General features: G+C 62.9%; 16 protein-coding genes and 1 pseudogene. 10 read left to right on the top strand and 7 right to left on the bottom strand.

Annotation, left to right across the window (positions count from 1 at the left end; translation table 11 throughout):
• Positions 1 to 11: 11 nt before the first annotated feature.
• Complete coding sequence (locus N536_RS0116020; RefSeq protein WP_029114530.1) at positions 12 to 1,406, bottom strand: cytosine permease; 1,395 nt, start codon at positions 1,404 to 1,406, stop codon at positions 12 to 14.
• Positions 1,407 to 1,541: 135 nt separating this feature from the next.
• Between N536_RS0116020 and N536_RS0116025 the strand changes: the two genes are divergently transcribed.
• Positions 1,542 to 2,183 (top strand): flavodoxin family protein, encoded by a 642-nt coding sequence (locus N536_RS0116025; protein ID WP_029114531.1) that lies wholly within the window; start codon positions 1,542 to 1,544, stop codon positions 2,181 to 2,183.
• 162 nt (positions 2,184 to 2,345) lie between these two features.
• On the opposite strand, the gene N536_RS0116030 is transcribed toward N536_RS0116025, so the two are convergent.
• From N536_RS0116030 to N536_RS0116045, 4 genes are all read right to left on the bottom strand, one after another.
• On the bottom strand, positions 2,346 to 2,954 hold the full coding sequence (locus N536_RS0116030) for a DsbA family protein (RefSeq protein ID WP_029114532.1): 609 nt from the start codon (positions 2,952 to 2,954) through the stop codon (positions 2,346 to 2,348).
• 139 nt (positions 2,955 to 3,093) lie between these two features.
• Entirely contained in the window at positions 3,094 to 4,215 is a 1,122-nt protein-coding gene (locus N536_RS40765) for a DUF3060 domain-containing protein (protein ID WP_051574538.1), read from the bottom strand.
• 330 nt (positions 4,216 to 4,545) lie between these two features.
• Positions 4,546 to 4,803 carry a hypothetical protein gene (locus tag N536_RS0116040; RefSeq protein ID WP_029114533.1) on the bottom strand — a complete coding sequence of 86 codons (258 nt, stop codon included), beginning with the start codon at positions 4,801 to 4,803 and terminating at the stop codon, positions 4,546 to 4,548.
• Positions 4,804 to 5,511: 708 nt separating this feature from the next.
• Positions 5,512 to 8,211: an AAA family ATPase gene (locus tag N536_RS0116045; protein WP_231514550.1), complete on the bottom strand. Its 2,700-nt coding sequence runs from the start codon at positions 8,209 to 8,211 to the stop codon at positions 5,512 to 5,514.
• Between the two features lie 335 nt (positions 8,212 to 8,546).
• Here N536_RS0116045 and N536_RS42225 point away from each other — a divergent pair, with 335 nt between their 5' ends.
• From N536_RS42225 to N536_RS0116070, 5 genes are all read left to right on the top strand, one after another.
• Positions 8,547 to 9,314 (top strand): hypothetical protein, encoded by a 768-nt coding sequence (locus N536_RS42225; protein ID WP_155948614.1) that lies wholly within the window; start codon positions 8,547 to 8,549, stop codon positions 9,312 to 9,314.
• Positions 9,315 to 9,476: 162 nt separating this feature from the next.
• Positions 9,477 to 10,442 (top strand): alpha/beta hydrolase family protein, encoded by a 966-nt coding sequence (locus N536_RS0116060; protein WP_064751560.1) that lies wholly within the window; start codon positions 9,477 to 9,479, stop codon positions 10,440 to 10,442.
• A gap of 165 nt (positions 10,443 to 10,607) precedes the next feature.
• A complete protein-coding gene (locus N536_RS0116065; RefSeq protein WP_155948615.1) occupies positions 10,608 to 11,036 on the top strand; it encodes an SHOCT domain-containing protein in 429 nt (142 codons plus the stop codon).
• 244 nt (positions 11,037 to 11,280) lie between these two features.
• Positions 11,281 to 11,667 carry a hypothetical protein gene (locus N536_RS41530; RefSeq protein ID WP_081809233.1) on the top strand — a complete coding sequence of 129 codons (387 nt, stop codon included), beginning with the start codon at positions 11,281 to 11,283 and terminating at the stop codon, positions 11,665 to 11,667.
• A complete protein-coding gene (locus N536_RS0116070) occupies positions 11,664 to 13,127 on the top strand; it encodes a hypothetical protein (protein ID WP_155948616.1) in 1,464 nt (487 codons plus the stop codon). The genes N536_RS41530 and N536_RS0116070 overlap by 4 nt, the downstream gene beginning before the upstream one ends.
• 65 nt (positions 13,128 to 13,192) lie before the next feature.
• Here N536_RS0116070 and N536_RS0116075 read toward each other — a convergent pair whose 3' ends face one another.
• Positions 13,193 to 14,317, bottom strand: a complete 1,125-nt coding sequence (locus tag N536_RS0116075) for a hypothetical protein (RefSeq protein WP_155948617.1) — start codon at positions 14,315 to 14,317, stop codon at positions 13,193 to 13,195.
• A gap of 59 nt (positions 14,318 to 14,376) precedes the next feature.
• The gene (locus N536_RS0116080) at positions 14,377 to 15,558 is read right to left on the bottom strand and encodes a hypothetical protein (protein ID WP_155948618.1); all 1,182 of its coding nucleotides are present in this window, start codon (positions 15,556 to 15,558) and stop codon (positions 14,377 to 14,379) included.
• Positions 15,559 to 17,439: 1,881 nt separating this feature from the next.
• Between N536_RS0116080 and N536_RS43550 the strand changes: the two are divergent.
• From N536_RS43550 to N536_RS0116095, 4 genes and pseudogenes are all read left to right on the top strand, one after another.
• A pseudogene (locus N536_RS43550) lies at positions 17,440 to 17,565 on the top strand (hypothetical protein); the annotation flags it as partial.
• Positions 17,565 to 18,485 (top strand): hypothetical protein, encoded by a 921-nt coding sequence (locus tag N536_RS0116090; protein ID WP_029114540.1) that lies wholly within the window; start codon positions 17,565 to 17,567, stop codon positions 18,483 to 18,485. The pseudogene N536_RS43550 and the gene N536_RS0116090, both read left to right, overlap by 1 nt.
• 158 nt (positions 18,486 to 18,643) lie before the next feature.
• On the top strand, positions 18,644 to 18,829 hold the full coding sequence (locus N536_RS42230) for a hypothetical protein (protein WP_155948620.1): 186 nt from the start codon (positions 18,644 to 18,646) through the stop codon (positions 18,827 to 18,829).
• Positions 18,830 to 18,920: 91 nt separating this feature from the next.
• Entirely contained in the window at positions 18,921 to 20,219 is a 1,299-nt protein-coding gene (locus N536_RS0116095) for a hypothetical protein (RefSeq protein WP_029114541.1), read from the top strand.
• Positions 20,220 to 20,456 lie beyond the last annotated feature (237 nt).

Consider the following 20,456-nt stretch of genomic DNA (forward strand, 5'->3'; position numbering starts at 1 on the left):
CTCCGGGCTGGTCACGCCGCGACGCGCTCGGCGGCGATCTTCGACCGGCACAGCAGCAGGTAACTGCCGCCGGCAAGCAGGAAGCCGACGAAGAAGGTGATGTCCCCGAGTTGCGGGACGGCCCTGACCAGGTAGCCCTGGAAGATCTCCTGGTTGCAAAGCAACAACACCGACACCACCAGCCCGATGGCGAAGGACAGCAGCCCGTTCCAGTTCGCGTAGGCCCGGTCGTAGAGGAAGCCGCTGATCGTCTGACCGCGGCGCAGGTACTGATCGGCGAACACCACGCCCAGCCACGGTCCGATCCAGTAGGCGATGATCAACAGGAACGCCTCGTAGTTGTGTGCCGCGTCGGGTAGCGCCCACCACGCGATCAGGAATCCGAGGACACCGAAGAACACGGTGACGAGTGCCCGGGCGACGTGCACCGGCAGCTTGATCCCGATCGTCACGAAAGCCATTGCGCCGGAATAGATGTTGATCGAGTTCGCCGCAATGGCGCCGATCGCGATGGCCAGCAGCGTCGCCTTCGCCAACGGAGAGGCGAGTTCGGAGGTAAACGACCCGGTCGGATCGGCGAGCGACGCCTCACCGGTCGTGACGGATGCGGCGCCGACGATCTCGAGCACCGCGCACGACAGGAACAGGCCCGCGGATGCGAACAGCCCGGTGCGCGACGTCGACACGGTCGACGGCAGATAGCGGGTGTAGTCGGCGGCGTACGGCGTCCACCCCGCGGCGTACCCGAAGGCGGTGCCGACGGTGAGCAGGAATCCGCCGAGGCCGCCGACGCCCTCCGCGGCGACCGGGGAGGCGAAGTTGGCGTGCATGAAGATCGCCACCGACGCGATCACGAAAATCAAGGCCAGCACCGGGAACGACCACCGTTCGAAGGCCTGCACCAGGTTGTGGCCGAAGAACGCGAACCCGGTCTGCAGGACCACGATGATGATCAGGGCGACGAGCGGGCCGATCCCGAACAGCGTCGAGAGTGCGAACGCGCCGCTGACGCTGTTCGTGGCGAACCAGCCGACGCCGGCGGTGATCGACATCAGCACCGCGGGCACGGCGTTGCCCTTGAACCCGAACGCCATCCGGCCGAGCACCATCTGCGGCACGCCGTGCAGCGGTCCGCGTGCGGACAGGAAGTAGTGGGCCAACGCGCCGAGTCCGGTGCCGATGACGATGCCCGCGACCGCCTGCCAGAACGTCATGCCGAAGGCCAGCACGGCCAGCATGCCGACGAAGATGGTGGCGAATTCGAGGTTGGGCGACGTCCACGTCCAGAACAACTGGTGCGGCTTGCCGTGCCGGTCGGCCTCGGCGATGAACTCGTTGCCGCCGGGCTCGACGGCAACGATTCGGTCGCGGTAGGTGCCGTCGGTGGTGGGCTCGGTCGCTGTCATTGGTACACCGTGGTCTGCGCCGCGCGCGCTCGCAACCGGAATGGGAAAGAGTGTGCTGGAAACAATCGCCGTCTTCGCATGGTTCGTCTTGATCAAACCTCGTCGGCGAAGTCGCGCCGCTGGAACGGAGCCTCAATGAAGACCCTGATCGTCAGCGCCAGCCCGCGCGAAGACGGCAACTCACACGTGCTGGCCCGGGCGGCGATCGACGGCGCCAAGTCGGCGGGCCACGACGTCGAGCACGTGTTCCTGCATGAGTACGTCGAACGGCTGCTGGGCAACTGCCGCACGTGTCGCCGCGTCGAGGACGGCACCTGCTCGCTCGACGACCGCTACGAATCGCTGCTGATCGACCACATGTTGCCCGCCGACGGCATCATCTTCGCGATGCCGCTGTACTTCTACGGCATGCCGGGCCGGCTGAAGACGGTGTTCGACCGGCTGTTCTGCTACACGGCCAACAGCGCACCTCAACAGGAACAGGTCGTCGACGGCATCATGGGCAAGCGGGTGGGCGTGTTGATCTCGTGCGAGGAGAGTTACCTGGGCGCCACCAGCGGCGTGATCTCGCAGTTTCAGGAGCTCACCCGGTACCTGGGCCAGGAGCTCGTGGGCGTCGTCGTCGGCAATGCCAACAGCCGCGGCGAAATCGTCCGGGACCCCCGCGATCCGCTCCGGCACGCGCACGACCTCGCCGCGCGCCTCTACGACACCCGCGTCACCGACTACCGGCTCGACACCGTCCGGTCGGGCAAGGTGTGGGACGTCCCGGCCTGAGCGCGGTTGGCTTCGGACGACGCGCGACGCGTGCCCATAACTGGATTTGCCCAGCTATCAGCGACTTTGACGAAGTCGCTGAGAGCTGGGCAAAAATATCCGCATCCAGTCAGCCGACAGTCGTGGCCTGTGCGGCTGGAGTGAACAGACGGGCGGCCGCCCCTAGTCGAACTCGGGCGCTTCGGTGCGGCTGCGCTTGAGCTCCCAGAAGTGCGGATACGCCGCGAAGATCACCGACGCGTCCCACAGCTTGCCTGCTTCTTCGCCGCGCGGGATCCGCGACAACACCGGCCCGAAGAACGCGACACCGTTGACGTGAATCGTGGGGGTACCGACGTCGTCACCGACCGCGTCCATGCCTTCGTGGTGGCTCTTGCGCAGGGCGTCGTCGAACTTGTCGCTGGTGGCTGCCTCGGCCAGCTCGTTCGGCAACCCGACCTCCTCGAGCGACTTCTTGATGACGTCGTCGAAGTCCTTGTTCTGCTCGTTGTGGATCTTGGTGCCCATCGCGGTGTACAGCGGCCCCAGGATCTCGGGGCCCTTGGCCTGCTCCGCGGCAATGGCGACGCGCACCGGACCCCACGCCTTCTTCATCATCTCGGCGTACTCCTCGGGCAGGTCGCGGCCCTCGTTGAGCACGGCGAGGCTCATGACGTGAAAGTTCACCTCGATGTCGCGGACCTTCTCCACCTCGAGAATCCAGCGCGACGTGATCCAACACCACGGGCACAGCGGGTCGAACCAGAAATCCGCAACCGAGTTTTCAGCCATTACTGCTTGGTCCTCTCGTAGAAGTCACAACTCGTTCGAACACAACTGTGCACCTGTCGAAGGTGTTCCCGCTGCCACGGTATGGAATCTCAGTTTCGCGTGTCCGTTTAGCCGGTGCGAGAACCTGCTGACCTGACGTTCAGCCTTGCTGGACGCTGTTCTGGGCACTGCCGGAGATCTGAGGCGAGCCGGAATGGTAGATAACGGTGTTGCGAAGTCCGTTGACGTCGATTGCATCCGCAGAATCGACGGTGACGTGGTGGATCACCCCGTCAACCGAGATCCTGCTGCAATGCCCAACGACCTCAACCGTCATCTCGCGGCCCTCGACCGTCAAGTGCCCGTCGTTGCAGGCGATCGTCTTCGTCTCGCCGTTGCCTTTGATCGTCAGGTTGCCGCCATGAGGCATTTGCGTGGCTCCAAACGAGCCCGCGAACGCGAACCACGAAACGGCAAGCACGATGACAAGCGCCAAAGCACCAAGCGAGCCGGCGATGACGGCATTCGACTTTGACACCACGTCGTGCCGGGATCGGCGGCGGACGAGCAGACCGACAGCGAACGCGCCGGCCACCACCAGCGCAATTGCCAAACTCTGCCATGCGCTGATCGTCTCCCAGCTGGCGTCATGGGCACCCGAAGGGCTCATGCACTGGAAGTTGATGCTCGTCCCGGAATGGCTCGGTCGGGAGCTGTACTGCGACGTGTTCACGATCAGCTGGTTGGGACCGCCGCACACAAGTGCACTGGTCCACAGCGCGCTTGACGGCAGCATTGCGGGCAGCGACGCGCCGGCACCAAGGACGCTGCCGACCAACCCGACGATCCCACCGAAGAGATCGGCCTTGACGAACTTGCCATTCCGCTTTCGAAGGCCGAACCAGGTTTGCTCGACTGGGGCGACGGATGTGTAAACGTGCGCCGACGCCATTCCCACGTAGCCGCCGCCGTCCTGCGGACGGTCTTGGCCCGTGTAGACGACCGAATGGCCCGTCCTGAACGTCACGGTCGCGTGTTGCAATGCGTTGTCGAGCTGTGCCTGCGACATGCCTGCCTGGGCCGCGGCACGCGCCAATCCCTCTCGAATCTGCGCCATGTCGGGTCCTGACGGTCCTTCACTCCCGTTAGGCACATCGGTGCGAAAACCGTTTTGTAACGCTTCGGCGAATCGGCGCGCATGGCCATCACCGGCGTGCGCCCGGGCCTCGCGGAGCTGACGTTCCAGTTCGGCGATGCGCTTCTCGGGGTCGTCGTAGTTCATCAGTGTCCCTTATGTTTTCGCGTAAATCTTGATTCCACTGACGGTCATGCTTTCAGCCAAACCAACTGGCCTGCAATCGATTACGCACCGTACTCATGTCAGTGCCTGTCCACCGGCTCCGCTTGCAGCGCGTCTATGACACGCTGAGCGGCAGGATGTTTCGAGACCACGAACGTGTGTGGCCTGGTGGGTATTGGCCGAGCACCGCCTCGGCGACCGCAGCAGCTTGCTCATTCGTCTGCGGCAGATCGCGGTCAGATAAGTGCCTGAGCCTAATGGCTACTCCTTTTGCGAAAACGAGCGGGTGTCCGATCTCACGGGCGTTCTGCTTCATTGGCTGAAATCCGTGACGGCGTTGTCCCAGTCCACGACGAAACGGCGAGCCGGGTCGGCGGCGTCCACCGCGCACGGCAGGTTCAGGCCCACAGCGAGGTTGGGCACATGCGAGAGCGGCACGGCCTGAATCGCTCGGGCCGTCACCTGGTCGCCGTTGGGGAACCGCAGTTCGACCTCGACCTGGTAGTGCGGAGCATCGAGCAATTCCGGTCGGCTGGGAGTTCTGCCGAGGCCGCGTGGTGTCGTGCCCATTGCCGAGAACGATTTGAGAACTCCGGCTACACGCTGACCTGAGGCGAGTAGGGCGGCTGCCGACAAGACTGGACCGGTACCGAGGGTCACGAAACTTGCTGGGACAGAGAGCGATCCGCAGGGCTCAGGCTTACGTGGGTTCTGAGAAGACACAGCCTGCGGCGCCCTGGACACGGTGCTCGACGAACTGGCTGGCCTAGCCGGGCGTGGGTGCGGCTGGCTCAGGTCGATCCGCACTCGTTTTGGTTTCGAGGCGCCGACTTCGACTGCGACCGTGCGGCCTGGCTCGACCGCGCCGATGTCCCACGGGTCGAGGTTGCGCCACACGGTGGCGTCGTAAGATGTGCGACCCGGGAGGTCTACTCGCAGGCGGATCCGGCAGACGATCCGAGGCACGGCGGTGTTCACCGACACGGGGCGCCACTGGCGAAGCGACAAGACCTCCGCCGTTCCTTGCTCGACAGCACCGTCCGGTCTCGTCAACCGTCGCACGATCAGCGGGCTGAGAAATGATGCGAGCACCAGACACGCTGCCACGACATTGACGGTCGTAAACAAGGTCATTTGCGCATGCTCCCTTCGTCGCGTCGCCCAACTCCCCGACTGAAAAGGGTTCGCGCGCGAGCTCAATACGTAGTGTGCGCGAGCGACCGGCGCTGCCACATGAGGTGTTCACCGCATAAATGCACGACAATGACGGTGCGAGGTTCAGCCCGTGGAGTCGTCCGAGCGAGGTTTTCGGGAGGCGTAGGCCGCGGCGGCTTGGGCGCGGTTGCGAACGCCTAGCTTGGCCAGGATCGCTCCCACGTGGCGATTCGCCGTTTTGGGGCTGATAAACAGCGCCGCGGCGATTTGGGCATCGCTGTGGCCGCCGGCGATGAGTTCGAGCACATCACGTTCGCGTGCTGTGAGCCCGTGCGGATCCGCGACGGTTGCCTTATGGCGTGTGTCAGGGCTGCGCCCCCGCAGTTCGGCGATGCGTTGGCGGGCGCGACGGGCGGCCGCACGCGCACCCAATCGGCGGAAGGTTTCGGATGCGGCTTCCACGGCCGCGATGTCGCCGCCGAGCTGCGCCACGGCGGCGTCGTAGAGGCACCCGCGGCGTGTCCATTCGGCGGCGGCGGCTTGCCAATCGCCACTGATTTCGAGCCGATAGGGCGTGACAGTGTCAGCGGCAGGCGCATCCTCAACGAGTCCACCAGACAGGTGCGCCCAGCGGCGCAAGTGACCTACCAACCAGGGGTCGGCGTGGGTGCTGGTTGCCGTCGACAAACCGGTGTGCGCTTCGGCGCGGGCAGTATCGTCGTCGCCCGCGAGCCATGCGGCTTCCGCCCGTGCGGCCCAGACGATCCCGAGACGATACAGATCATCCGGTTCGGCGCCGGACAGCGCTTCATCCAGCAGCTCGGTGACGGGTCGCTCGCCTCGGCGCGCGCGGATCAGCGCCACACTGGTGAGCGGCAAGATGCGGAGCAGTGTGGGCAATGCCGGCCGAGTCAGCACCTCGTCGGCGAGATCGCCGGCGCTGGCCCAATCGCCGCGATGCAACGCGACCAAGGCGGCCGAGCCAGTCGCCAATGGCAGGAACATTGCGAGGTCATGGGTGGCGCAGAAGGCATGGGTTTCGCCGATGTACGCCTCGGCGCGCTCAAGGTCGTGGTGCAAAGCGGCGGTCCAGCACAGTAGCGCCCCAGTCACACCTGCCTGCGCCGTCAATCCCTCGGTCGCCATGGCGTCCCGCCAAGCCAATTCGACGTCTTCCCAACCGGTGTCGCTACGCAGCACAGTGGCCAACGCAGCGAAGCAACGAGCCCTGATCACGACAGCGGCATCACCGAGTTCGGTGCCCAGTGTGATGGCACGATCCGCGTACTCACTGGCACGTGGGTCGAAACTGAGATCAGCTACCTCCGCCATGTTGACCAGCGACCAGGCCAGCTGTGGGCAGGGTCCGACCTCTTCGAGCACGCGCACCGAGGCCTCGGCGGCCTCGACCGCCTCGGTCCGACGGCCGTGCGGCAACAACACGTGAGACAGCCACCGCAGATTGTCTCCCTCGCCGAGCCGATCACCCAATTCGCGGCGCAGCCCCGCTGCCTCGCCGAAGGAGCGCACGGAAGCCTCTGGGAGCCCGCTCAAATAGCTGCTGAACGCATGTTGTTCCAGCCACGTCACCTTCTGTTCGGTGGGGACGGTGTCGGCGTGGCGCAGCGTCAAGTCGTACAGTTCGGCAGCCTCGCGGTGCGCGGCCAGTCGGAACGCTCGCTCGGCGGCGGCTGGCCCGTAGCCGATAACGGCCTCGGTATCGCCGGCTTGATCGGCGTGAAACGCCAGGGCGCCAAAGATATCTGGATCAACCGGTGGTTCCGCTAGCGCCATCAACGCCCGCTTGTGCAACTCTCGGCGCTGATACTCGGGGATCCTGTCTGCCGTTGCACGCCGGGCCAGCTCATGGCGAAATCCCACGGTATCCGCGTCGGCGACAAGTACGCCAGCTTCTAGGCACTCTCCCAGCCCAACCACTTCGCCGGGGCACACCTTCTGCACCAGTGCGAGGCTGGCCCGTGGGCCACACACCGCCGTGGCGTACGCAATCTCGCGTCCACCGTTCGACAACCGCGCCAACCGGCCCGACACCGCCTCAGAGACACTGCGCGGCAGGGCTTCCCGCGTCAGCAAGCCGCGGCCGGCGGCCAAGACCTCAGTGACATAAAACGGGTTGCCCCCGGTGAGCCGATGCAAGGCATCGGCGTTGACTCCGCTGCCAGCGGCCAGCTTGGCCACCCCCGCGGGGCTCAGTGGATCCAACGCGACGCGACTCACCGCCGCCGACGTCGCCAGATCGCCCAGCAATACCGCCAGCGGGTGTTGGTCGCCGATCTCGTCATCGCGGTACGACACCACTAACAGCAGCGGCAGTGAATCGATCCGGCGTGCCAAGTAGCGCAGCAGATCCAGCGTGGCGCCATCGGCCCAGTGCACGTCCTCGATCACGCAAACCCACGTTCCACCGCGGCCGAACGTATCCACTAGATGCGTATAGATCGCCGCCGTGTCGCCGGCTTCGATGGCCGTTCGCAGCCGGCCGGCCTGCTCACCCGGGAACTCGGCGAGCATGTCGAGCAGCGGCCCCAACGGTCGCGGCGTCGTCAATGGATCGCACCACCCCCGCAACACATGCACCTGCCGACCGAGGCCGGACGCAAACCGGGCTATCACCGTCGACTTGCCGACGCCGGCTTCGCCGCGCAGCAATATCAACCGTCCGCGACCGTCTGCGCTTGCCCTTCGGTAACGATCCAGTTGGGCCAGCGCCGTGTCACGCTCGAGTAACCGGTCCTTCGGGGCCAACAGTCCTCCCGCCTCGAACATCACGTCGGCCAGGGTGTCCGGCCTTGTGCGAGGCATTTATGCGGTAAACGCCTCATGTGCCGGGGCGGGTCGGTCGGGCACAGTACGCAGTAAGCGTGCGCGGCGGCCTGCCACGGGCATCAGCAAAACCGTCATCGGGTCAGGATGCGGTCAAAAGCTTAGCCCAGCTAGCCCTGCGCGCGCCCACAAAACACGAACGCCAGGGAGTTGCCCGATGACACGATGCCTCCGAGGATCGCATCGCCGACCTCGACCGTCAGACTGGCTGAGACCAAAGGCGCAACCGGGTCGCCACGCTGTGGCTTCAGGCCCGAAGGCGTCATGGGCACCACTCATACTCCGAAGACAAGCACTCATCTAGAGGAATCCCGGTGGACTGGCGCGCAATTCTTCTGATAGTCGTTGGAGTGATGCTTGCCGTCGGCGTTGTTGCTGGCGCGGTGCGCTGGGACCGAACCATCAAGGGGCCCAGGTTTACTGGTACTGCACTGACAGGTACGTCGGAGGTTCTGTGGGTGCAGCAGACCACCTCGCTGATCAATGCCAACGGAGTGGACTGCCGTGTGGTCAACGTCGGGCTGACAGCCGAGGTCCCTGGACGCGAACCGTATGATGTGATACTGCGGCGGCCAGTACCGCCGTGGCATTTGGCTCACGTGCAACCCGGTGCCACAGTTGCAGTACTCGTTGATTCCGAGAACCCGCAAAATGTCCAGTTCGATTTCGACCGTCCAATCGTGCATAGGACTTTGGGACGGACTAATAAGCCGCAGACCGACCTCGAACTAGCAGGGACTTGCGCGCGCAGCCAAGCCGCACGATACGACGCCTCGGTTGGAGATTTGCTCGAAACGGGTCAGCGGGTAGCCGGTGTCCTCAAGTCGTTCGCAGACACTGGGGAGACGTCGCGCACCCTCGGCATTCCTACTAGTAGACCAGAATTCCTAGATGATCCTCTGTACGACTTCATCGTCGAGCTTCGGTTCCCGAATATGCCCCCTCTAGAGGGTCGAACCAGCCTGCTGGTACCCCGCACCCAGGCGCCCAGCCTCGCGATCGGTCTCGAATTGGACTGCGTTGTAAATCAAGCCGATCCTTCGCATGATTTCGTCGTGGATTGGCGCGACATCACCCATTGAATTTCCCATGCGACGCCTGCCCCGCGACCCTCCGCCGTCGTGAAGGCCAGCATGTGGCCCCGATAGGCCCACGGCCTCATCGAGCCCACGCCGCGGATCGAAATATGGGGTGAACGCCTCATGCTCTGACCGCCGGTTGCAGTACATGATCTGACGGTGATCATGAACCGTCTTCGCGTGGTGGCCATTGCAGTCATCACAGTTGCGTCCTTTCTGTCCGTTCCAGTGGCTGCCGCCGAGGCCGCGCACATCACCGATATCCAGCACGTCAACGATCGGTGGGACAAGGTCTCGGTGTACTCCCCGTCGATGAACATCGTCATCGTCAACGACGTCTTCAAGGCACCCAAAGCGGGTGCGCCCACCTTCTATTTGCTGCCCGGCATCGACGGCGGCGACGACCTCGACCCGGGAGGCGCCATTCCGCCCGGCGGCAAGAGCTGGTTCGGAATGACCGATATTCAGGGGTTCTTCGCCACCAAGAACGTCAACGTCGTCTCCCCACTCGGCGGGCCATTCAGCTGGTGGACCAACTGGGTGAGCGACGCCAGCAAGCAGTACCAGACATACATGACGCAGGAGCTGCCGCCGCTGATCAATAAGCAGTACAACACAAACGGCAAGAACGCTGTCGGCGGTCTGTCGAGCACCGGTGGCACCGCGATCGATTACGCTGTCCAAGCTCCGGGACTATTTCGCGCTGTCGGCTCCTACAGCGGTCTTCTCAACCCCGCCGATAATCCCCAACAGGTGGCGATGACGCTGATGGGTGGCGGCCAGAGCGCCGATGCGATGTGGGGCCCAGCCGGTGGCCCGCTGTGGGTGGCCCATGATCCCTCAAAGAACGTCGCCAAGCTGAAAGGCGTGGCCGTCTACGCCGCCGCGTCGGTAAGCGGTGGGGTCGGCGCAGTCGACCGGCTTCCTGAGGGCTTCGGACCAAATATCACCGGCGGATTGATTGAGCGCATCGTCGCCGACAGCACTAAGGCGTTCGCCGACGCCGCGGCAGCCGCTGGTGTACCGATCAATTACGTCGTTCGACCCGAGGGTTCCCACACCTGGGGATTGTTCGAATCGGAGATGCAGGAATCCTGGAACACCACCATCGCACCAGCACTCGGGGTGTAATCAACGGCCACAAGATTCCATTTGAAGGGCGACGAGTTTGGGTTTGGCGACCTCGGCCAACGGCGAAGCCATTGTTAGACACTGTATTAGCGGGCGGGGTGGCGAGTGTTAGGTCTAGGGAAGCGGCGCCTCGAGCAGAGGCTACGCCAGCATGGCAGTGCGGCGATGGCTGTCGTATTGTCCACGACACGGATCATTGGTGGCCTATACCAAAATGATGATCAGTTCTATCAGAGCGCGCCCGTCCAAGCGACTCGGTCCCTGTGGACGATGCGAGTGCGGATTGAGCCCGATGAGGCGCACGCATTTGAGGCCAAAATTGATGCGTGGCTCTGGGACACAGAGCGGCCCTGGATGAATACCGTGATACCCGTCCTCTACGACCCGCGCGATCACCGAAAGATCGCCCTTGATCGTTCCTTTGGGGCTCTAAACGCGGCGAGGCAGGCGACCTACAGGATGCGTGACCAGTGGTTGCAAGAGCAAGCCAGGAATCCGCTGGACCGACTCACCGAGCTCATGGAACTGCGTGCAAGCGGCGTGCTGACCGACGCCGAATATGACGCACGCAAGCAGAAGCTGCTCGGACAATAGCCAGCTCCGTCTGCGCGTCAATCCGTGTCGTCACCAACGTTTCTCGTCGGTGCTGCGTGACGACTTCGACCGCGGCAGTCCGAAGGCACCCACCATTTGGAGCCAATTATGAGGCGAATACCTCATGTGCCAAACCTGGTCGCTCCAGCACACTATGTAGCGAGTCGGGTTCGACAGCACCGTTTTTGCTACTACGCCCGCCCATCCGAAGGTAGGGGCATCGCCCAAAATGAAAGGAAGGCACATGAACACCTACAAGATCACCAAAATTGTTGCCGGAGCGGTGCTGTCGGGCGGCGTGGCCATCGCCGGCATGAGCGTGGCCCCAGCGATCGCCAACGCCACCGAGGGGCCATTCACTTGGTGTCCAGGGCAATCCATGGATTGGCCGTCGGGACCCAACAGATGGGCCGACAATTATTCATGGGACATGAATGTCTGCCACACCTGGTATCAGGTCGCGTATGGCTACGGAAATGTGCCGGCACGCCATGACGACGGGACGACAGATGTGCGGGGATCTAGCGCCTGGGACGGCGCCAATCCCCCAGGTCCCAACCCGTCGGGTATCAATTGCAGCCCGTTCTGGTGCCCCGTTCCGCCGCACCCGGACCCCAATTTTCACGCATGAGCAGCGGCGCGGAGGCGATCTCTGCACCGCTGTCGGCACCAGTGCGGATAGTGGTCGCCGACTCTGATTATGACGTCCCAGGGCTGCACTACGTATTGACTCACCTTCCCGCGTGGGCTCAGGTACCGGCTGCCGTCGGCATCATAATCGTTTGTGCCAGTTGGTTCATCTATCAGATCATGGAGACCTGGCAGCGAAAGCTGGCATCGCCCAAGACGAAGAAAACGCCTAAGTTTCGAGGGCCTGCGCTAGCGGGGACGGCACGGATTCTGGCGTGGAGGGACGCCCGCTACCTCAGCTACGAACTGGCGCTCAGGGTGGAAGCGGTCGGCCGACAACCCTACGAGGCGACCGTTAGGCAGCGCCTCCCACTCACGGTCCTGTACAGCCGCGCCGCTTTTCGCCCGAACATCGTTGTCCCAGTGCAGATTGATTCCACCAACCCTAGAAACGTATGGATCGATTTCAATCGGCGACTGGTCGAGGACGAACCGAGCACGAAAGTTGCGTGCAATACCGGCATCGCCCGGAGTTCCAGGCCGAATAGCCTTGCGGTGAGCGTCGCTGACGAACCCCTCGCGCCGCGCGAGTTTGTCGCCGTCGATCGGAGCACGGACAAACAGATCCGCGTTTGCGTGACGAGTGACGGTCTCACTATCGATAAGAGGCCTGGCGACGTTTTTTCATTCACTGGCGCGATGCTGGGACTGTGGTCGCCTGAGTTCTCTGGCGGCACAAGGATTGGCACGGCGCTGCACCTGAGATGTGAAAGCCCGATACAAGATTCGAATCGGTCCTTCACGGCACGCGTGAGTGCCTTGTTCGAGGGCGACCGCCACAGTTTTGTTCTCGGTGGGCAGGATCATCGCGTTGGCAGTAGAACACCGCTCCGAGCAGAGCTCAAACGCAACGTCGACGCTTGGTTGTGTGCCCAAGACTTCGATGAGCTTCTCACGATCATCGGTCCCCGCAGCGGGTTGGACGTCCACCCGCCTGCACCCGGGGGGCCGGCCCGCTGTCATCTGATTCCGCTTGATACCGTCCGGAAACGCGCCCCGCACTGGGCCCTCGACTTGGGCAAGACCCAGATGGGGGTTATCGACCCGTACACGAACGCGATGATTGCCTCAGCTTGGTATGAACAGGTCGCTGCGATACCTAAGAAGCACCGCGACAATGGTTCTGAGGACGAGCGCGGTTGGACGTCGCCGGTCCTCATCCTGCATGTGCCCGGCTTGCAACCACTGACGATTAGACCGGTAACGATTCGGAAGGCGGACCGGCTTTCGGGACTCCGGCATACGCGGTTTTCATGGCAGGGCAAGCTGCCTCCTGCCGCGGCTCCAACTGCGGTGAGGATGAAGGGCGGGCCCGCCTACGGTGTGACGGACGAGGACTGGCTGATTCTCGTCGAGAAGTTCGGCCTGACCCAATATCTGGAGGACACCCAACAGGGCTAGCGGCCAGCGTAAGCCGTCCGGCAACTTTCTACCTGGCCGCCGCCATGCGAGGAGGCTTTGCGGGTTTAGCCTTGCCCCGAATACCTTTGGTATGCCGACAGCGCATAGCCAACGAGAACCAACGCAAACCCCACAACAGCGGAGATCATGGCGCGTCGGTTTCGTCGCGCTATCTCCCCGGACGCATACTCGTCAGCGATGAGGCTGCCCAAGCCGAATTTCTCAACCAGCGCAAGCCACTCCCCTTCTGTGACAACATACGTGGGTTGATCCGCATGACCGACGCTATCGCTCCACGCATACCGGTAATCGGTGCTCGACGGCATGGGGCGAGCTCGAATTCGCACGGGTTCCAGGCCGGGCAGATCGAGGATCAAAAGCTGTTCTATCTCCTTGCCCTCTTCCCAGCTGACGTATCTTGCCGGTGTAGCCGTCACCCGGGCAAGCGAAGACGAGGCGATGAGCGCCTTCGTGTGCGCGTCGATAATGCGAACCGCATCGTCGAGCCCAATTTCGAGGATCAGGTCTGGTGGTGTCACCGGCTGCTTATTCCAGAAGTGCCCTGAATAGCGTTGCGGAAGTCCAACAAGTTCATAACGGGTCGGCTCGCCGGGTTTTGCGGGTGCGGCTCCGAGTGGCGCAGCTCGGCTGCCACCGCTTCGCAGGGAGAGAAGATCATCGAACTCGGACGCGGACATCCACGCGTCGACGAGCTGCACGTGTGGTGCGTTGCTCGGTGCCGCCGGATCAACGCGACGTTCTCGTGCGCCGAGAAGGAAGCGGTGACAGCCACATTGGAGATGAAGCGCCACCCCCGTGTCGGACCAGGGGCCCACCTCCGCGTCATTGAGTGAATAGACATCACCGGGTCGCCTATCGATGATGAGCCCTTCGTTGGTGGCGGTAATGAGGTACTTGCGGCGCGACCGCCAAAGGAGGTACGCACCTACACCCACGCTGACAGCCAGTACCAGCCCTGCCAGCACGGAGAGACCCACCGTCAGGTCAATATGCGGCAAGGGCGGCGATTTGAGACCCCACGAGGGGCCCATCGTCACCAAGAAGGCGAGCATGGCGATCACGCCGAAGCCGGCCTGCCAGTATTTGGTGCTTCGCTCCCATACGGGTGAGTAGGCCGCTGAGGTTGCCACGAATTGTCGCGACGTAGCCGATCGGTCGTTGAGACTCATATCGTCACGGTCCTTTCCTGATATCGCGGTGCCGTACGAACCATGCTGCTGCACAGCGTTTATGGCGCGTTCGCGCTCGCTCGCAGGACGAATTTCTCAGTGAGTGTCAGCCAATCCGCGCCGGAGACCACGTACTCAGCGATGGCGTTCTCGGTAGGTACTTCGTCGGGCCACGAAAACCAGCGGTCTAGTCCCGTCACGGTGTCGCGACATCCGATGGTCAGCGGTGGCATGCCAGGGATAGCTATATGCATACCGGGCGTGGTTGACCAGTACCTGGTCGTCAAATCGCTCACGAGTTGCTCCAACGTCGGAATCCAATGCCCAGACGAGGGCCGGTATATCACCGGTGTAGCAGTCACCTGCGCAGGCGATACAGAAGCCATGAGAGCACCGCGATTCGGGTCAACCACCCGGATCGCATCTGGGCTCACCTCAATCGCCAACCGAGGCCGGTCGAGGGACTGGAGGAATTCCTTCCGTTTACGGAATGCAAACGACCCCATGTCTTGGATCAGTAGGGGATTGGGAAACAGTAGACAAATGGTCGGTCCCCCGTATGTAGGCGGTCGGAGGTCGAGAGCGCTGCGGCGGCCGACCATGGCGAGTATCTCCTCGAACTCTGGGGCCGACAGCCAGGCGTCGATATCCGCCGGAAGGCCGTAGCCCACGTCCTGCGCATCGAGTCGGACTCCGGAAGCAAGGCGGTGGTCTCGTCCACCGAGCACGAATCGCCTTGGGCCGCAATACAGGTGCAGCGCTGTACCCATCGTCATTCCGCCAGTCACTCGCCATGTGCCCAGCTTCGCGTCGCTGAACGAATAGACATCGCCCGGCCGCCGATTGACAGTCAGGCCGTCGCTGGTGACCGAGATGAGGATCTTTCGCCTTTGAGACCACGCCGTCCAGGCGGACACACTCCCGAAAAGAACTAGAAGGCCGGCGAGCTGGAACCCGTGACCTGCGAGGCTCTGTAACCATTCGGCACGACCCTGCATATATGACTGCAGACCGAACCACAGGCCACACAGCACAGCACAAAACGCGAAAATCAGCGCCACATAAACGAGATAAGACTTACCAGGATGCTTCTGCCACGCGGGTCCCGTTATCGAAGCCACTTTGGCGCCCCAGAACGGAGAATGTTGTGCCACGAACTGGCGAGAATCGGCCGGCGCCGCGTCGACGTTCATATCAGCCCGCGCAGAGTCGTCAGTCTGGCGAGAAGTGTTGTTGTTCATGGTTCACCCCTATCTGGTGGCGCAGGCACTGCTCACTGAGCGCATTGCCTCCTGTGGCGGTGTGCGATGCCCGTGGAACCCGCCAGCATGCGTTCACTGTGTACTGTGCCCGGCCGGACACCTCAGCACATGAGGCGTTCACCGCATAAATGCCCCGAAGCGATCGCTGGACTCTGCGAAGAGATCGATTTGACGACAGGTAGCGCGCCGAAGTGTCAGAAAGCCATAGTTCGGCCGACACATTCATTTCGGACCGCAGAGTAATTAGCACCCGCAACTTTTCATGGTCGGCTCGCCTACCGTGCGGGTGGCTGCCGATTGGATCATCTTCTCGGCCAGGCAGTCCCAGGCGGCGCAATCCACCACAAATATGAGGCAAACGCCCCATATGCCGCAGCGTGGTTGCTCAGACACAGTATCCAGTGAGCGTGCGCGGACGGCCTGCAAGACCAGCGGCCTACCACCGCACGCACTGACAAAACACGAATACGTTAGGAGGCGTCGTGCACATCTGGACTGACATGCTTGACGCGGACGGCAAGCGTTCGACTGCACGGCAGACGCTGCCAGGTCACGATCATGAATAGCGCCATTTTGGGTCTAGCTCTGAGCGCGACGATGGCGGCGACCATCGCGCTCACCGGATGCTCGACGAATCAACAGCAGCCGGCGCCAACAAACCCGACGACATCTCCAGCTGCGCAGGGCGGTGACTGCCAGGTCAATCCGAACACTCAGCCCATGCCCGCAGCCGAGGAATACGAGCCCGTGCCCGCCGATGCCCGAATCTCGGTCACCATGAGCGGCGTTCCCTCGGGCACCGTCAAACCCGGCGATCCACCGGCCGAGGTCGACGTCACTTTGTGCAACAACTCACCGGTCGACTACCCGAGCGTCGGCGTCACCACGGTGCTGACGCGGTGTAGTTGTGCGACGTCATTCTTGGGGCTGCCCGAAGGCAGTGTCGAACGCTTCGAGCCGAGCAGCAACAGGTGGGTTCGCATAGAGCATCCGGTTATCACCACCGGCATGGACTACCTCGGCGGATTTACCGACGTCCAACCACTGCCCAAGGGCAAGGCGGTGACAGTGCGATACCGGATCTCCCTCGATCGCTCGATGACCGCAGGCAAAGGCAGCATCGAGACGACGGTGGTAGTCCCCCGTCCGCTCGTCCAGGTCGGGAAGGCCGATCTGCCCTTCACGGTACTGAAGGACTCGTCGGAACCGACGCCGCCGAATCCACCCGCGTCGTCGCTCCGGCAATCGGTCCTGCCCTTCACGGGGTTGACTCATCCCGGCGCCGTAGCTGCAGACAACGCCGGCAACGTGTACGTGACCGATCAGGACCGTGTGATGAAACTGAGCGCCGGATCGAATGACCAGACCGTGCTGCCGTTCGCCGGCGCGCACACAATTCGCGACATCACCGTGGACGGCACAGGCAACGTTTACGCCACAGATCAGCAAGGCGACCGCGTACTGAAACTGGCGGTCGGTTCGAGTCAGCCGACGACCCTTCCGTTCACAGGGCTGACCAACCCATCCCACCTGGCGGTCGACAGCGACGGAAACGTCTATGTGACGGACCGTGAGCCGCGGGTGGTGAAGCTGGACGCCAGCTCGAACGAACAGACGGTGCTGCCATTAAGTGGGGACATCAGATATCCCGACGGGCTGGCGGTGGACGGCGCAGGCAACGTCTACGTCTCAGACTCAAACAAGAGTCAATTGCTGAAATTGGCGGCGGGAACCAATGACCAGACCGCCTTGTCGATCTGCGGATTAGACAGCGGCGCATTCGCGGTGGATCCTGCAGGTGATGTGTTCGTGGCCGACATCCGCGATCGGCAGGTCTTGAGAAGAACTGCTAGAAACGATGATTCGACAATACTGCCGTTTACCGGTCTCAACGGACCCCACGCCGTGTCGGTGGATGAAGCAGGCAACGTATACGTCATCGACAACAGCGGATTCGGCCGCGTCGTGAAGTTGGCGGCAGGCTGATGCGCCGCGTGATCGCCATGTTCGCGGTATTCGCCGTCGGGGCACTCGGCGCGACTGCGTGCACCCAACCGACGTCCGCGCCCCAGCCGTCTCCGATAGCGAACCAACCCGCCCCCGCGCCCAAACAAACCATGGTCCCTTTCTCCGGCCTTGAACGGCCCGATGACGTCGAGGTCGACTCGGCGGGCAATGTGTACATCACCGACATCACCCCGGGTGAAGGGTCCACAAGCAACCGGGTCATCGAGTTGGCTGCAGGGTTCAAAACGCAGAAGACACTGCCATTTACGCGTAGCACTCTGCTCGCTACGCCCTCCGGCGACTTGTGGGTCATCGAACGTGGACAGCACAACAGCCATTTGGTGAAGGTGGCACCCGTGTCAGACCAGCAGACCACGCTGCCGTTGCCCGATATCGGTGTTCGCGGCCAGATCCTGACGCTGGACAACGCGGGGAATGTCTATGGGGTCACCGGCGGTGGCCAGGTCGCCGGCGGCGGCTGCTGTCTTCCTATTCACGTGGAGAAGCAGGCGCCGGGATGGAAAACCCCTGAGGTGCTGCCTTTCGAGTACGTGGACGGTCTCGGAGGCATGGCGACCGACGCCGCCGGCGTTCTGTACGTCGGCGACTACCGCCGCAATCGCGTGCTGGCGTTGGCGCCAGGCGCGACCAGTCCGACCGAACTGCCGTTCACAGACCTGCAGAGCATCTCCGATATCGCAGTCGACGGCGCTGCAGCCGTGTATGTGGTGAATACACAACGCAATCAAGCCCTGATGCTGCCGGCAGGCGCGGACAAAGCAACCGTGCTGCCGTTCGAAGGACTGAACCATCCGGTCAGCGTGGCGGTCAAAGATGCGGGGGACGTATACGTAGTCGACAGCGGCAACCACCGCGTAGTCGAACTCAAAGGAGTCTGACTTCTGTTGAGTGCGTTCACGAGTGCCGACACGAAACTGAAAGGAAAGTGTGAGGACCTTGCCGTCTCGATCCCGCGGTGACGCGTGTGCAGCAGGGCCATCCGAGGGTGCCCAAAATTGGGACCGGTAGGCGGTCCGGGCGCAACATACTCCGACGCATGAGCGCCAACGACGAACCGGCCGACCAGACCAAGTGGACACGCCGCTGGCTCGTGGAATGGTCGACCCTTGCGTGCGCCACATATTCTGAGGCCAAGAGTGGCGACTTCAAACCTAGCCTGGCCATTGACGTTTGCGCAGAGGATATTCGGGTGATCGATCTGAAAACAGACGCGCGAACATGATCGTTCCGCTCGTCGGCTGAGCGCCACACCGACTCCCAAGAATCCGCCAAGTACCAGGCCGCAGCATTCGTCTCCAACGAAAGGACCCGCAATGACCAGGATGGCACACCGACCAGCGCTCATCGCCGTTGCGGCCATAACGCTGACCACCGGCTGCACATCACCGACCGGTTCGACTGCAGCACAGCATAGTTCGGCACCCACAGCCGCGCCCGGCTTAACCGCCGTTGCGACGCCGGATGCCACGCCCGCCGCCGCTCAGGGCGTCGAGCGTGGCATCGGCGACGTGCCGTGGGCCCAAGTTGGCCCGAGATGGGCACTTGCCATGTGGACTCCGGTCACACCGCACATGCCGGGCAAGCAGCCCGCACCCGGCGAGGTGGCTCCCGAGGAAGCCACGACAGTGCTGTACCTGCTCGAGCCGGCAACGGGTAACCGCTACAGCATCACGACGTTCACACCCGAAGACGGCGAGCCCTACCTGATCGACTGGTCGGGTGACGGCAGCCACGCGCTGTTCTCAATCATCAAGGAGCGCAAGAAATACGCGCTCGCGGTCGATCTGCACACCGCTGAGCGCACCACCACCCCGGTCGACGGAACCACTGAGTACACACGTCCGGACGGCAAGGCCCTGCTGGTGTCAACGGACTTCAACGGCAACGAGCCAGGAACGCTGAAACGCATCGACATGTCGGGCCATGAGGAATTCGCGTATCCCACCGATGATTTGGGCGGTGCAGGACAGTTCAGCGGCGACTACCTCGAGTCACCCGACGGGACTCAAGTGGTTCTCGGCACGGCAAACCTCGGAAACGAGATCGTGCCCCGATCAGACAACAGCCTTGTGGTGATGGACAACAACGGGTCAATTATCCGCACCCTGCCCGTGCCGATGCAAAATGCCTACTGCGCACCGATGAAGTGGTGGAAGCCGGGGGTGTTCCTGGCCCATTGCTCCGCCCAGAGAGGCTCGGGTGAGCAGCTCTGGGAGGTGCCACTCGATGGCGGCACGCCAACTGCATTGACGGCGTTCAACTCAGCACAAGGGCACGACCCGGGGTTTGAGGGCAACCTCGGCAATTGGAACGCTTATCAGACGCCGGGTGGGGTGTTTCTTCCGACAGCGGCGGCTTGCGGCACGTCGTTCGTATCTCGATTGACCTCGGATGGGCACACCACGCGCGTCGACATTCCGGGCATCAGCGACAGCGTCGAACTCGCCGGTGTCAGCGGAGACAAGCTGGTGGTCGTGGCCAATGTCGGCTGCGGCGGCGGGAAGTCCATGGTGGCCTATGATCCCGTCGCGAATTCCTCCGTCACAATGCTCGGCCCGCCGATCACCGGCGGCGGTATCACCGGCAGTCGTCTATATCCGGACGAGAAGTAGTCCGCCGATGATGATCACAAATTGGTCCTACTTGCGTTGACCGCAACGACTTTCACTTATGTCCTCGACGCAGCTGCCACGGAAGTCCGCGCTGTGTAGGACGGGACAGGACGCGGTCTAACACCTCTGTACGACCCACACGGAACTGTTGGTAACTCCGCCCGACGCCACCGAAACCTTCACCGTCCCGGTCGAAATCGACACATGTGAACTGGAGGTACACCCGACGGGCTGAGA

Origin of the sequence: Mycobacterium sp. URHB0044, assembly GCF_000620625.1 — a bacterium.
Classification (GTDB): domain Bacteria; phylum Actinomycetota; class Actinomycetes; order Mycobacteriales; family Mycobacteriaceae; genus Mycobacterium.

Coding starts and splice junctions, on each gene's coding strand:
- N536_RS0116020 (WP_029114530.1), bottom strand. CDS start 1,406: ATGACAGCGACCGAGCCCACCACCGACGGCACCTACCGCGACCGAATC.
- N536_RS0116025 (WP_029114531.1), top strand. CDS start 1,542: ATGAAGACCCTGATCGTCAGCGCCAGCCCGCGCGAAGACGGCAACTCA.
- N536_RS0116030 (WP_029114532.1), bottom strand. CDS start 2,954: ATGGCTGAAAACTCGGTTGCGGATTTCTGGTTCGACCCGCTGTGCCCG.
- N536_RS40765 (WP_051574538.1), bottom strand. CDS start 4,215: ATGAACTACGACGACCCCGAGAAGCGCATCGCCGAACTGGAACGTCAG.
- N536_RS0116040 (WP_029114533.1), bottom strand. CDS start 4,803: ATGGGCACGACACCACGCGGCCTCGGCAGAACTCCCAGCCGACCGGAA.
- N536_RS0116045 (WP_231514550.1), bottom strand. CDS start 8,211: ATGCCTCGCACAAGGCCGGACACCCTGGCCGACGTGATGTTCGAGGCG.
- N536_RS0116060 (WP_064751560.1), top strand. CDS start 9,477: ATGAACCGTCTTCGCGTGGTGGCCATTGCAGTCATCACAGTTGCGTCC.
- N536_RS0116065 (WP_155948615.1), top strand. CDS start 10,608: ATGGCTGTCGTATTGTCCACGACACGGATCATTGGTGGCCTATACCAA.
- N536_RS41530 (WP_081809233.1), top strand. CDS start 11,281: ATGAACACCTACAAGATCACCAAAATTGTTGCCGGAGCGGTGCTGTCG.
- N536_RS0116070 (WP_155948616.1), top strand. CDS start 11,664: ATGAGCAGCGGCGCGGAGGCGATCTCTGCACCGCTGTCGGCACCAGTG.
- N536_RS0116075 (WP_155948617.1), bottom strand. CDS start 14,317: ATGAGTCTCAACGACCGATCGGCTACGTCGCGACAATTCGTGGCAACC.
- N536_RS0116080 (WP_155948618.1), bottom strand. CDS start 15,558: ATGAACAACAACACTTCTCGCCAGACTGACGACTCTGCGCGGGCTGAT.
- N536_RS0116090 (WP_029114540.1), top strand. CDS start 17,565: ATGCGCCGCGTGATCGCCATGTTCGCGGTATTCGCCGTCGGGGCACTC.
- N536_RS42230 (WP_155948620.1), top strand. CDS start 18,644: ATGAGCGCCAACGACGAACCGGCCGACCAGACCAAGTGGACACGCCGC.
- N536_RS0116095 (WP_029114541.1), top strand. CDS start 18,921: ATGACCAGGATGGCACACCGACCAGCGCTCATCGCCGTTGCGGCCATA.